Origin of the sequence: Pararhodobacter sp. (assembly GCF_036802785.1) — a bacterium.
Taxonomy (GTDB): domain Bacteria; phylum Pseudomonadota; class Alphaproteobacteria; order Rhodobacterales; family Rhodobacteraceae; genus Pararhodobacter.
This window is the reverse complement of record NZ_DAIRVN010000010.1, coordinates 1-12786: the sequence shown is the minus strand read 5'-3', so window position 1 is coordinate 12786 and position 12786 is coordinate 1. Positions and strand designations below refer to the sequence as shown.

At 66.3% G+C, this 12786-nt stretch carries 14 protein-coding genes and 1 riboswitch; of the genes, 5 read left to right on the top strand and 9 right to left on the bottom strand.

Features of this window, described 5'->3' with window-relative positions; all coding sequences use genetic code 11:
• Positions 1-56: 56 nt before the first annotated feature.
• Positions 57-611: a YcnI family copper-binding membrane protein gene (locus V7Q53_RS05600; RefSeq protein ID WP_333827479.1), complete on the bottom strand. Its 555-nt coding sequence runs from the start codon at positions 609-611 to the stop codon at positions 57-59.
• Between the two features lie 293 nt (positions 612-904).
• Complete coding sequence (locus V7Q53_RS05595) at positions 905-1276, bottom strand: hypothetical protein (RefSeq protein WP_333827478.1); 372 nt, start codon at positions 1274-1276, stop codon at positions 905-907.
• A 172-nt stretch (positions 1277-1448) separates the two neighbouring features.
• On the opposite strand from V7Q53_RS05595, the gene V7Q53_RS05590 reads away from it, so the two are divergent.
• The 3 genes from V7Q53_RS05590 (at position 1449) to V7Q53_RS05580 (ending at position 4033) form a co-directional block, all read left to right on the top strand.
• Positions 1449-2570 (top strand): CobW family GTP-binding protein, encoded by a 1122-nt coding sequence (locus V7Q53_RS05590; RefSeq protein ID WP_333827477.1) that lies wholly within the window; start codon positions 1449-1451, stop codon positions 2568-2570.
• 55 nt (positions 2571-2625) lie between these two features.
• Positions 2626-2831, top strand: a riboswitch (cobalamin riboswitch).
• Between the two features lie 118 nt (positions 2832-2949).
• Entirely contained in the window at positions 2950-3252 is a 303-nt protein-coding gene (locus V7Q53_RS05585) for a hypothetical protein (RefSeq protein WP_333827476.1), read from the top strand.
• 4 nt (positions 3253-3256) lie between these two features.
• On the top strand, positions 3257-4033 hold the full coding sequence (locus V7Q53_RS05580) for a cobalamin-binding protein (RefSeq protein ID WP_333827475.1): 777 nt from the start codon (positions 3257-3259) through the stop codon (positions 4031-4033).
• Positions 4034-4039: 6 nt separating this feature from the next.
• On the opposite strand, the gene V7Q53_RS05575 is transcribed toward V7Q53_RS05580, so the two are convergent.
• From V7Q53_RS05575 to V7Q53_RS05560, 4 genes are all read right to left on the bottom strand, one after another.
• Positions 4040-5086 (bottom strand): AbrB family transcriptional regulator, encoded by a 1047-nt coding sequence (locus V7Q53_RS05575; protein WP_333827474.1) that lies wholly within the window; start codon positions 5084-5086, stop codon positions 4040-4042.
• A gap of 120 nt (positions 5087-5206) precedes the next feature.
• Positions 5207-5791, bottom strand: coding sequence for an HNH endonuclease (locus V7Q53_RS05570; RefSeq protein WP_333827473.1), 585 nt, complete (start codon positions 5789-5791; stop codon positions 5207-5209).
• A 144-nt stretch (positions 5792-5935) separates the two neighbouring features.
• Entirely contained in the window at positions 5936-6598 is a 663-nt protein-coding gene (locus tag V7Q53_RS05565) for an alpha/beta hydrolase (RefSeq protein WP_333827472.1), read from the bottom strand.
• Between the two features lie 12 nt (positions 6599-6610).
• Entirely contained in the window at positions 6611-7243 is a 633-nt protein-coding gene (locus V7Q53_RS05560; RefSeq protein WP_333827471.1) for a DNA-3-methyladenine glycosylase family protein, read from the bottom strand.
• A gap of 180 nt (positions 7244-7423) precedes the next feature.
• Here V7Q53_RS05560 and pgi point away from each other — a divergent pair, with 180 nt between their 5' ends.
• Positions 7424-9046, top strand: a complete 1623-nt coding sequence (gene pgi / locus V7Q53_RS05555; protein ID WP_333827470.1) for a glucose-6-phosphate isomerase — start codon at positions 7424-7426, stop codon at positions 9044-9046.
• Between the two features lie 112 nt (positions 9047-9158).
• Here the strand turns inward: pgi and purB are convergent, their stop codons facing one another.
• The 3 genes from purB to V7Q53_RS05540 form a co-directional block, all read right to left on the bottom strand.
• Complete coding sequence (purB, locus tag V7Q53_RS05550) at positions 9159-10466, bottom strand: adenylosuccinate lyase (RefSeq protein ID WP_333827469.1); 1308 nt, start codon at positions 10464-10466, stop codon at positions 9159-9161.
• Positions 10467-10569: 103 nt separating this feature from the next.
• Entirely contained in the window at positions 10570-11001 is a 432-nt protein-coding gene (locus V7Q53_RS05545) for a cupin domain-containing protein (RefSeq protein WP_333827468.1), read from the bottom strand.
• Between the two features lie 42 nt (positions 11002-11043).
• Positions 11044-11538, bottom strand: coding sequence for a D-galactarate dehydratase (locus tag V7Q53_RS05540; RefSeq protein ID WP_333827467.1), 495 nt, complete (start codon positions 11536-11538; stop codon positions 11044-11046).
• Positions 11539-11638: 100 nt separating this feature from the next.
• On the opposite strand from V7Q53_RS05540, the gene moaA reads away from it, so the two are divergent.
• Positions 11639-12643 (top strand): GTP 3',8-cyclase MoaA, encoded by a 1005-nt coding sequence (gene moaA, locus V7Q53_RS05535; RefSeq protein WP_333827466.1) that lies wholly within the window; start codon positions 11639-11641, stop codon positions 12641-12643.
• Positions 12644-12786: the final 143 nt, after the last annotated feature.

Sequence of the window (12786 nt, the reverse complement as noted above, 5' to 3'; positions counted from 1 at the left end):
TGCGCCCGGCGGGGAGGGAGGCGCGCAGGGGAACGGGTGCCTGCGCGCCTCTGCATTCAGTTTCCGTGGGTATGGCCGTGCGAATGACCGTGATCATGGTCGGCGGCGGTCACCACCATTACCCCCGGCGCGGGATAGCGCAGGTCGTCGCCTGATTCCCCGGCGGCGGGAATTTCGATCCAGCGCTCGGCAGCGCTCGCGCATTCCTGTACGACGGGAATATAAAGGGTCTCACCCGCAGGGACATCGCTGGTGACATAGGCGCGGAAGATGAACTCGTCGTAGAAATCGCTGCGCAATTCGCCCGCCCAGACGATCTCGCGCACGCCCTCAGTGATCTCGCGGCCATAGCGCTCATAGGTTGCGCCCAGCGGGCCGCGGACTGTCTCAAGCGCCCAGCCGCCCTTGGGCATGGGCTGGACGGAATGGATGCCGTCAGGGATAGCGATGCGGACCCGCAAGGTGGCCTCGGCGCCGCAGCCATGGGGTACGCGCAGAACCATGCGCGCGGTTGCATCCTGCGTGACCTCGGTCTGCTCGAAGGTCGCATGGGCAAGGGCGGCGGGTGCGGAAAGCGCCAGAATGGCAAGCGTGTTCAGGGTTTTCTTCATGGTTTTTCTCCTGTTCATGAAGGGTTTGTATCGGGCGGGGCCAAGGCCCCGGCATGGACCGGACCGGCAAGGAAATCCTTGTCGGGCTGGCGTTCTGGTGAGCCGATCATCAATGTGAAAGGGAATGCACCGGGCGCGCGGGTGATCTTATCGAGAGCGGCCTGTCGCAGGCGCGGCAGCAGCCGGCAAAGCCTGTGCATCGGGATCACCGGCCATCAGGCGGGCGCAATGCGCCGCCAGTGACGTGCTGAACCTGAATGCGACGGGCCGCAGGGCCGCGCCGGTGTCAGGTTTCAGACGAAAGAGGCAGGAGGGCCGCGTGCAGGTGGTGCGCGGGGGGTATGGCCGGCGGTGAGAGGCGCAACTGCATGCGGCAGAGGCATCGCGACAAGGCGGGTGCCGGGCCGGGGTGCCGTGGTGGAGGCGGCCAGCGCGAAAGCCTTGGTCAACGCGCAGACCGGGCAATCCTGATACAGGTTGTGATCAGAATTGCCGGGGTCGGCAACGCAGAGATCGTCCAGCACTCCGCCCGCCTGCAGATACGCCGCCATCATCGGGTCGGACGGCGCTGCCGGTGCGGGGCTGTGCGCAAAGCCCAGAACAGCCAGCGCCAGCGCGACAAGCGCGGCGGCAAGGCGGTTTGCAAGGGGCTGCTTCACGGACATGGGCAATGCTTAGCAGCGGGGTCAGCTTTGGTCAATCGGCAACCATGCGGCGCGGTTTTCTGGCAGTCCGACGGGCGAGGAAGCGGAGGAGGGGCCACGGGCGGGCTTGTCGATGTTAGTGTAATAATATAACAATATCACCCGTGCCCCGCTACAGGAACCGATGCCCGCCATGTCCGATCCGATCCCTGTCACCCTGCTCACCGGCTTTCTTGGCGCAGGAAAGACAACGCTTCTGAACCGGCTGCTGCATGACCCGGCCGCCGGGCGCGTCGCCGTGGTGGTGAACGAATTTGGCGAGGCCGGGCTGGACCATGACCTGATCGAAAACGCCGCCGAGGATGTGGTTCTGATGCCGGGCGGTTGCCTGTGCTGCTCCATCCGCGGCGATCTGTCGAAAACCCTGATCGGGCTGCTGGAGCGGCGGCGGCGCGGGGAGCTGGCCTTTGACCGCGTGGTGATTGAGACCACCGGCCTTGCCGACCCGGGCCCGGTGCATCACACGCTGCTGGTCGATCCGGTGCTGGCGCCCAATTTCGCGCTCGACGGGATTGTCACCGCGGTGGATGGCGCGCTGGGGCTTTCGACGCTGGCGCGGCATACCGAAGCGCAGGCGCAGGTGGCGATGGCCGACCGCCTTGTGCTGACCAAGCGCGACCTTACCACCGCCGCCACCCGCCGGGCGCTGGAGGCGCGGCTTGCACAGTTCAACCCCGGCGCGGGGCGGATATGGGCCGAGAGGGGGGCGGTGCCCTCGGGCGTGTTGTTCGGCCTGGGCGCGATGCGCAAGGCGGTGGCGCATGATGATGCGCTGGCGTGGCTGGGCGCTCCGGCGGCTGCTGATCCGCTCGCCGGACTGTCTGGTCTGGCCGTGCCGAAAGCGCCTGCGGTTGATCTGGTCGCGCCGTCGCACCATGCCACGGATGACCGGATCGCCACGGCCTCCATCATCATCGACGCGCCGATCGAGGCTGCGGTGTTTGATTTCTGGCTGGAAACGCTGATCGGCCTGAAGGGCGCCGATATCCTGCGCCTGAAAGGCATCGTGCATCTGGTGGGAGTGGCGAATCCGCATGTGTTCCACGGGGTCCAGCATATCTTTGACGCGCCGGTGCCCCTGGAAAACTGGCCCGAGGGCGACCGCACCAGCCGCGTGGTCATCATCGCGCGCGATATTCCCCGATCCGAGTTGCATGAGAACCTTGCGATGCTGCGCATGCGTCTGAAACCGGGTGAGGGTGCCGATAACCCGGGACAGGGCATGACCCTTCAAACGCTGGAAATGCCGTTCTGATCGCGGAAAACGAAGCCTGCCCAGGCGGATCGTGTTGGACATCGATGCGCGGATATGGGATGTTGCGGCTGATGGTGTCCGGCCCTCGCGGGTCGGCTGAAAAGGGAATGTGGTGCGGGCTTCTGGCCCTAATCCACGACTGCCCCCGCAACTGTAAGCGGTGAGCGACCCCGAGAAAGACCACTGGGCAGATGCGCCCGGGAAGGGTCGGGGAAGCGATGATCCGCAAGTCAGGAGACCTGCCATCTCAGGCGCAAGCCTTGCGCCGTCGTCACCACAACCCGGGCGGGGTGCCTTGGGACGGAGAGACCGGGATGGACCGCCTTGGCCCGACGTATTCGCCGTTTCCGCTGCACCACGCCCTTGCGCGGAGGGCGCGATGCTGCTGGAACGGACGATAAGGCAACTGGATATCGGCCCCCTACCGCCCGCCCGGGCGCAGGAGCTTGGCCAGCTGGGTTATATGCAATGGCTGGGCGCCTTGCCCGGCGGTGCCGAATACCGGGGTGAGGCAAGGCGCGCGCATGCCATGGCCGCCCCGCTCATTCACCGCTCACCTGCGCTGGGCGTGTTCTGCGATCTGCTGAGCCTGTCCATGACGGTGCCGCCCGGACCGCTGCCGCTTTGCCTGCCGGTGCTGCGCAGGCGCGGCGGTGCACGGGCGCGGCGCGCGGCGCGGTGAGCGCATGAAAGCTTTCCCGCCCGGGCGCATTGTCTGCCTGACCGAAGAAACGGTCGAAACCCTGTATCTGCTGGGCGAGGAAGACCGCATTGTCGGTGTCTCGGGCTATGCGGTGCGGCCGGCGCGTGTGCGTCGGGAAAAGCCCAGGGTATCGGCCTTCACCTCGGCGGATATCCCGAAGATTCTGGCGCTTGAGCCGGATCTGGTGCTCACCTTCTCGGACCTTCAGGCGGATATCGCCGCCGCACTGATCCGCGCCGGTGTCGCCGTCATGGCCTATAACCAGCGCGATATCGCCGGGATTCTGGCCATGATCCGGCATCTGGGCGCTATCGTGGGCGCAGCCGCGCGCGCCGAAGCGCTGGCGCAGCGCTATGAGGCCCGGCTGGCCGCGATTGCCGCGCAGGCCGGGGCGGGCGCGCGCCCGCTGGTCTATTTCGAGGAATGGGACGAGCCGATGATCGCAGGCCTTGGCTGGGTGTCTGAACTGATCGGCATCGCGGGCGGGCGCGATGCTTTCCCGGCGCTTGCCGCGCAAAAAGCGGCGCGCGACCGCATCGTCACCTCCGCTCAGGTAATCGCGGCCCGGCCCGACGTGATCCTTGCGTCATGGTGCGGCAAGAAGGTGCGCCCTGAGAAGATCGCCGCGCGCCCGGGCTGGGCGGCGATACCCGCGGTCCGCGACGGGCGGATCATCGAGATAAAATCACCGGTGATCCTGCAACCGGGGCCAGCGGCGCTGACCGACGGGCTGGATGCCATCCTTGCCGCGCTGGCCTGAGGTGCCTCATTTCACCAGCAGGGCGACCCAGCGGGTGAAGAGCGGGGCAGTGGGCAGGATGATGAAGATCCGCACCAGATGAAAGGCGGTGACCAGCGCGATATCGGCATGCAGGAGTTTGGCGGTCAGGGCCATTTCGGTGACGCTGCCGGGCGCGAAGGCCAGCACCATCGTGCTCCATGAAAACCCGGTTGCCGCCGCCATGGCCAGCGCCATGGCCACGCAAAGCGCGATCATCAGCAATGTTGAGGCCACAGCCGCCGCCACGAAGCCGCCCGCGCGCTGAAACAGCGTCCGGTCCATCGCCGCGCCCAGCCAGACCCCCAGCAACACCTGCGCCCCCGCCAGCATCCAGTAGGGCACCGACGTCACCGGCAAGCCCACTGCCGATGCTACGGCAGAGGCCGCCAGCGGCCCCAGAAAAAACGGGTTGGAGAGCCGCACCAGCTTCATCAGATAGGCCCCCGCCACCGCCAGCGCGATCAGGAGCGTGGCGCCCGGCGCGGTCCAGTGCAGCGAGCGAAGGGCGTTGTCCGCCCCGCCCAGCCCGCCATTGAAATACAGCACCACCGGCGGGATCAGCAGAATCAGCGCCATGATCCGCAGCGTCTGCGTAAAGATCACCGGCCCCGGCGAAACCCCGTAGTGCCGCGCCAGATTGGCCGATTCCACCGGGCCCATGGGGATGGAGGCAAGGCTGGCGGTCACGGCATCAACCCCGGCCAGCCGGGTCAGCACCCAGGCCACGAAAAAGCCCGCGATGAGCGTGGCCAGCGCGGCAAGGACCATCGGTATGAACATCTGCACCACGCTTTCCAGCGCCGCCGCCGTGAAGGCCAGCCCCACCGAGCCTGCGATCACGATCTGCCCCACCGGGCGCGTGATCTGCGGCACGCGGACCACCACGCCCGAAAGGCTCAGCCCCGTGGCAAAAACCAGTGCGCCGATCATCCATGGCAGCGGCAGGTTGATCAGGCTGCCGATCCAGCCACAGCCGATCGCCCCCGCATAGACCAGCGCCTGTCTTGCCACCCGGTCTGCCGACAACTGCATAGTGCACTCCCTTCGCTTCCGGCCATCATAGCCCCTTGGGGCGGAAGCGCCAGACGAAGTTACACCTGTGAAGGAATTTGCGGGCCTGTCCCGGCCGGAAAGGGCAGGAAGCGCCGGGGCTTACGCCTCCAGCTCAGCGTCCCAATAGAGGAAATCGGTCCAGCTTTCGTGAAGGTGGTTTGGCGGGAAGCGGCGGCCGATGTCGATAAGCTCCTGCGCGCCGGGGCGGCGGGGCGCGCGGCGCAGGCTGAGGCCGGACTGGCGCAATGTCTTGGAGCCCTTCTTCAGGTTGCAGGGGGCGCAGGCGGCAACCACGTTTTCCCAGCTTGTCACACCACCCAGAGCGCGCGGAATCACATGATCAAAGGTCAGGTCATGGCGCGCGCCGCAATACTGGCAGGCAAATTCGTCCCGCAGAAAAAGATTGAAGCGCGTGAATGCCACGCGCTTCCTGGGTTTGACATAATCCTTCAGCACCACGACCGAAGGTATTCGGATTTCCATCCGCTGGCTGCGCACCGTCGTCTCATATTCGGCCACGATATCAACCCGGTCCAGCCAGACGGCCTTGACGGCCTCCTGCCATGGCCAGAGGGAGAGCGGGAAATAGGACAACGGGCGGTAATCGGCATTGAGAACCAGTGCCGGGTACCTTTTCAGTGCTGCCGGTTCGTGTACGAACTCATGCCTGAAATCGCCGTCCATCCGCCGTCGCTCCCCTGTTTGCGAAACAGTGCCCGGGCCTTCTGCGAACAGACTATATCCAGCGTTCGCGCCCTGACAAGCCTCTTGATGTAGGGGTTTAGTGTCGCAGGGTAACAGTTGCGCGACAGGGTGCTTTAACGAGCGCTATTTTGGCAGCCGCTCGTGCAGAAAACTGAGCGCCAGCGACAGCCCGTCCTGCGCAATACCATGCGCCATTCCCTTGGAGACATGCGCATAGGTTTCAAACCCCGCCGCCACCAGCGCATCCCCGGCCTCGGACAGGGCGGCAATCGGCACCATTTCATCGGCATCGCCATGGATCAGCAGAACGGGAAAGCGGCTGATGGTTTCATCGGCCAGCGCTTCGGGCTGAAGCAGGCGGCCCGAAAAACCCACCACGGCGGCCAGCGGGCGGGCGCGGCGCGGGGCGACATGCAGGCTCATCATCGTGCCCTGCGAAAAGCCGACCAGCGCCAGCGCTTCGGGTTCCAGCCCTTCCTGCGCAAGCACATGGTCAATATAGGCGTTCAGATCGGCGACGGCGGCGCGCATCCCGGTTTCGGCGTCTTCCTGGCTGGAGCCGTCCAGCCACGGGATGGGAAACCACTGATAGCCGAAGGGGTTGTTCACGCAGCGCTCAGGGGCGTTGGGGGCGTGAAAGGCGGTGTAGGGCAGGTGGGGCGCCAGCGGATCGGCAAGGCCCATCAGGTCGGCGCCATCGGCACCATAGCCGTGCAGAAAGATCACGGCAGAGCGCGCCTCGCCCTTTGCCACGCCCTTGCGGGTTGATTCGAGTGTGCGGACCATGAATTTTTCCCTTCAGACGACGCCTTCGCGTTCTTTCGCCACATGGTAATAGGCCCAGAGCAGACCCGCCGCAACCGTGCGCCACGGCGCCCATGCCTCGGCCATGCGGCGCAGCGTTGCCTCGCGCGGGCGCTCGGGCAGATCAAACAGAACGCGCGCCGCCTCCTGCAGGGCCAGATCGTTGGGCGCGAAGACATCGGCGCGGCCAAGGCTGAACATGGCGTAGATCTCGGCGGTCCAGCGGCCGATGCCGGGCAGGCGGATCAGTTCCTCCACCACCTGCGCATCGGGGGCGGTGCGCAGCGCGTCAAAATCAAGCCCGGCCTCGGCCAGCGCCCGGATATAGCGCACTTTCTGGCGCGACAGGCCGCCCGCGCGCAACGCCTCATCCCCGGCGAGGGCGATGGCGGCGGGGGTTGTCAGGCCCGCCCCTTCCAGCCGGGCCAGAATGGCGCGCGCCGACGCGACCGAAACCTGTTGGCTGACGATCGCCCCCATCAGCGCCGCAAACCCGTCGTCGCGCCGCCGCAGGGGCGGGGGGCCGCAAAGCGCCAGCGCATGGGCAAAGCGCGGCTCCTGCGCGCCCAGCCAGGCGGCGCCCTCGGCCATGCAGGCCTCACTGTGCAGAATGCGTCCGATGCTCATGCGCTGCAAAATGCACCGCTTTCGTTCCGGATCGCAAGGGGGGCGGTACGCTGGCGCCATGGGAAAACCCGGCGCAGCTTCCCGGACAGCTTCCCGGTCAGCGGGATTGGCTGATTTTATACTGGGCAACGGCTGCGCTTACTGGCATGAAGGGGCGAAGAAAGAAATTCAAGGCTTGCCATGAACAGCTGGACGGCGCTTGCAGCGCGGTTTGAAACGGTATCTGACCGGCCAATCGCTTCCCTTTTCGATGATCCCGCCCGCGCGGGCGCCTTCAGCGTAACGCTGGGCGCCGAGCCGTTTGGCGAGATTCTCTTTGACTATTCAAAGACCGGGATTGATGCCGAAACCCGCGACCTGCTGGTGGGGCTGACCCGTGAAAGCGGGCTGGAGGCGCGGCGTGAAGCCATGTTCACCGGCGCGCGCATCAACGAGACCGAGAATCGCGCCGTTCTGCATACCGCACTGCGCACAATGGGCAGCCCGGTGGTGGTGGACGGCGTCGATGTCACCAAAGGGATCCGCGAAACCCTCACCCGGATGGAGGCCTTTGCGCGCGACCTGCGCGACGGGCGCATCCGTGGCGTGGGCGGGCGGATCAGCGATGTGGTGAATATCGGCATCGGCGGCTCGGACCTGGGCCCGGCGATGGCGGTTGAGGCGCTGAGGCCCTATCATGACGGGCCGCGCTGCCACTTCGTGTCGAATGTCGATGGCGCGCATATCCATGACGTGCTGGAGCCGCTGAACCCCGAAACCACGCTGATCATTGTCGCCTCAAAAACCTTCACCACGCAGGAGACGATGACCAATGCCCAGACCGCGCGTGACTGGATGTCGCGCGGCCTCAGCGACCCCACGCGCCAGTTTGTGGCGCTGTCCACCGCGCTGGAGCGGACCACGGCCTTCGGCATCGACCCGGCGCGGGTTTTCGGATTCGAGGACTGGGTGGGCGGGCGCTATTCGGTCTGGGGCCCCATCGGGCTGAGCCTGATGATTGCGATCGGCCCTGACCATTTCCGGGCCTTCCTGGCCGGGGCGTCGGCGATGGACAGCCATTTCCGCACCGCACCGCCAGAGCGCAACATGCCGGTGATGCTGGCGCTGACCGGCATCTGGCACAACCAGATCTGCGGCTACCCTTCCCGCGCAGTCATTCCCTATGACCAGCGGCTGGCGCGGCTGCCTTCCTATCTGCAACAGCTTGAGATGGAATCGAACGGCAAGAGCGTGGCGATGGATGGCAGCGACCTTGTGCGCCCCTCGTCGCCGGTGGTCTGGGGGGAGCCGGGCACCAACGGGCAGCATGCATTCTTCCAGATGATCCATCAGGGCACCTGCCCGGTGCCGTGCGAGTTTCTGCTGGCGGCCAGCGGGCATGAACCCAACCTCGCGCATCATCACCGGATGCTGGCGGCCAATTGTCTGGCGCAGGCCGAGGCGCTGATGCGCGGCCGCTCGCTGAAGGAGGCGCGCGCGCTGATGAAGGCGCAGGGGCTGTCGGGCAAGGAACTGGAACGGCAGGCACGCCACCGGGTGTTTCCGGGCAACCGGCCCTCGGTGATGCTGCTCTATCCGCGCCTGACCCCGGCCACGCTGGGCGCGTTGCTGGCGCTCTATGAACACCGGGTGTTTGTCGAAGGGGTGGTGCTGGGCATCAACTCGTTCGATCAATGGGGGGTGGAGCTGGGCAAGGAACTGGCGCGCGAGCTGTTGCCGATGGTCGAGGGACGGCAAAGCCCCGAGGGGCGCGACGGGTCAACCCGGCAACTGATCGACACCATCGCGCGGCTGGCGGGCTAACCGGGATCGACGGGGACTGACCGGCGCAGTGCGCGCCGCTGCCACCGAGCCAAAGCGCGTTCGAAGGCGCTGGGAACGCGATTACTTGATCGCGTTCCCCCGGGCGCCTGGCTCAGGCCTTGCCAAAGACGCGGGCAAAGATCGTATCGACATGTTTGGTGTGATAGCCCAGATCGAATTTCTCCTCGATCTCGGCGGGCGACAGGGCGGCGGTAACTTCCGGGTCGGCCAGCAGCTCGGTCTTGAAATCCTTGCCCTCTTCCCAGACCTTCATCGCATTGCGCTGCACAAGGCGGTAGCTGTCCTCGCGGTTCACCCCGGCCTGGGTCAGCGCCAGCAGCACCCGCTGGCTCATCACCAGCCCACGGAATTTGTTCATGTTCGCCAGCATGTTGTCCGGATAGATCACCAGCTTCTCAATCACCCCGGCCAGCCGGTGCAGCGCGAAGTCCAGCGTCACGGTCGCATCCGGGCCAATCGCCCGCTCGACCGAGGAATGCGAGATGTCGCGCTCATGCCAGAGCGCCACATTCTCCATCGCTGGCACCACCGTCATGCGCACCAGCCGCGCCAGCCCGGTCAGGTTCTCGGTCAGCACCGGGTTGCGCTTGTGCGGCATCGCCGACGAGCCCTTCTGCCCCGCGCTGAAAAACTCCTCGGCCTCCAGAACCTCGGTGCGCTGCATGTGCCGCACCTCGATGGCGATATTCTCGATGGAGGAGGCAATCACCCCCAGCGTGGCAAAGAACATCGCATGCCGGTCGCGCGGGATCACCTGTGTGCTGATCGGCTCGGGCACCAGCCCAAGCTGCGCGCAGACATGCTCTTCCACACGCGGGTCGATATTGGCGAATGTGCCCACCGCGCCCGAAATCGCCCCCGTCGCCACCTCGGCCCGTGCCGCCTCCAGCCGCGCGCGGCCCCGCGCCATCTCGGCATAGAAGCGCGCAAAGGTCAGGCCCATGGTGGTGGGTTCGGCGTGAATGCCATGGCTGCGCCCGATGCGCACGGTATCCTTATGCTCAAGCGCGCGGGTTTTCAGCGCCGCCAGCACCCGGTCCATCCCGGCCAGCAGCAGGTCGGTGGCGCGCACCAGCTGCACATTCAGCGTGGTGTCCAGCACGTCAGAGCTGGTCATGCCCTGATGCACGAACCGCGCAGCGTCACTGCCCACGATCTCGGACAGGTGGGTCAGAAAGGCGATGACATCATGCTTGGTGACGGCCTCGATCGCATCAATGCGGGCCACGTCGAATTCCACATCCTTTGCCTTCCACACCGCCTGCGCATTCTCGCGCGGGATCACGCCCAGATCGGCCATGGCATCGCAGGCATGCGCCTCGATCTCGAACCAGATGCGGAACTTGGTCTCGGGTGACCAGATGGCGACCATTTCGGGGCGGGAATAGCGGGGGATCATCGGATATCCTCAGGGTTTCTGGCGGGTTTTCAGGGTTGACGCCTGATAGACCGCGCGCGGTTCCGGTGCAAGGCCGGGGCAGACCGGCCCCCCGGGGAAGGTTTCAGGCCACCGGAATGTCGAACCCCGGTGCGGCCAGTTCGAAATGCTCAAAGCGGAAGGCGGGCGAGACAAGGCAGCTCACCAGCGACCAGTCCCCCAGCGTGCGCGCCGCCTGCCAGTGCCGCGCGGGCACGATGACCTGTGGATGATCGCCGCGCACGATATCGCCGCCCAGCCGCCAGTCGCGCGCCGGGCCTGTATCACTGGCCGAAACCGACAGCGCCAGAGGGGCGCCCGCGTTGAACAGCCAGATTTCGTCGACATCAATGCGGTGCCAGTGGCTGCGCTCCCCGGCCCTGAGCAGGAACAGAATGCAGCTTCCCGCCGGGCGCGCATCGCCGCTGGCCGGGGCCAGCCATGTCTGGCGATACCAGCCGCCCTCGGGATGCGGCTCAAGGGCGAAACGCGCGATCACGCTTTCGGCGCTGGTCATGATGCCCTCCTTCCTGAACGCTCTCCGCTTCGCGATCACGCCCTAATCAAGCGCGAAGACCGTCAGCGGTGCAAGCTGGGTCAGTGGCAGGCCAAGGGCGCGCAGCGCGGCGAGCGAGATCTGACTGCCCGCCCCGGCACCGCGCCCGGAGGGCCGCAGTTCAACGGCAACCGCGGTGCCGCCCGCACTGAGCACACGGCCCGCGCGCGTGTCGCTGACCAGCCCGGTGCGTAGCCAGAAACCGGCCTCACCCGGCGGGCCAAGCCCCGCCAGCGTCTCACCCAGCGCGTGCCCGCCGGTGGGAGTGCTGACAGCGGCGGCGCGCTCAGCCGCGCTGCTGGTGTCCAGCGCATCGGCCGTGCGGCCCTGCGCGCGCAGCGGCGCGGCGGCGGTGCCGGGGCGCGGGGCAGGGCGCAGGACGTCTTCGTCCGGGCCATAAGTCACTGCCACCGGCACCTCAGGCGCCGCCGGGCGCAGGGAAAGTCCACCGGCGCAACCGGAGAGGGCGAGAATGAGTGTAGGAACCAGTATCCGCATGCGTCAGACCCTAGCCCCGGCACGCGAATGTGGCAACGCCTTCCCTTGCCAGCACCCCCTCTTCTCACTAGCTTGTCAGCCAATGGAGGAGGCCCGTCCCATGCAAGCACCCTTGATCGACCCGTTCCACCGTCCGATCAGCTATCTGCGGGTGTCGGTCACCGACCGCTGCGATTTCCGCTGCACCTATTGCATGGCCGAGCATATGACCTTTCTGCCCAAGAAAGAGTTGCTCACGCTGGAAGAGCTGGACCGCCTGTGCTCGGCCTTCGTCGGGCTGGGGGTGGAAAAGCTGCGCATCACCGGCGGTGAGCCGCTGGTGCGCAAGGGAATCATGACCTTTTTCAGGGCGATGGCCCGGCATCTGGAAAGCGGGGCGCTGAAAGAGCTGACACTGACCACCAATGGCTCGCAACTGGAGCGTTTCGCGCCGGAACTGGCGGCGATGGGGGTGCGACGGGTCAATGTGTCGATCGATACGCTGGAGGAGGCGAAATTCGCGGCCATCACGCGCTGGGGTCGGCTGCCGCAGGTGCTGAAAGGGATCGCGGCAGCGCAGGCGGCGGGGATGCGGGTGAAGATCAACGCGGTGGCGCTGAAAGGCTTCAACGAGGATGAGCTGTTCACCATGACCGAATGGTGCGCGCGTGAGGGCCATGACCTGACCTTCATCGAAGTGATGCCGATGGGCGAGATGGGCGAAGAGACGCGGCTGGACCAGTATTGGCCGCTCAGGGACCTGCGCGCGCGTCTGGCCGAACGCTACACCCTCACCGATCTCACGGAGCGCACCGGCGGCCCGGCGCGCTATGTGCGGCTGGAAGAGACCGGCTCGAAAATCGGCTTCATCACGCCGCTCACGCATAATTTCTGCGAAAGCTGCAACCGGGTGCGCCTGACCTGCACGGGTGAATTGTATATGTGCCTCGGGCAGGAAGACATGGCCGATCTGCGCGCGCCGCTGCGGGCAAGCCCTGACAATGCGGTGCTCGAACACGCGATCCGCGATGCGATCGCCCGCAAGCCCAAGGGGCATGATTTCGACTATTCCCGCCAGCGCGTCGCCGGTCAGGTCAGCCGCCACATGAGCCATACGGGCGGCTGAGCGTTCTGTGCGCAGGGCTTGCGTATTGACCCGGGCCGGGCGCGCGGGCCTCGCCCCCATCGAGGGGGCTCGGCCCGCCGGGGGGCTCTGCCCCCCACGGCGCGTTCCGCGCCTCCCCCCGGGATATTTGTGAACAGATGAAG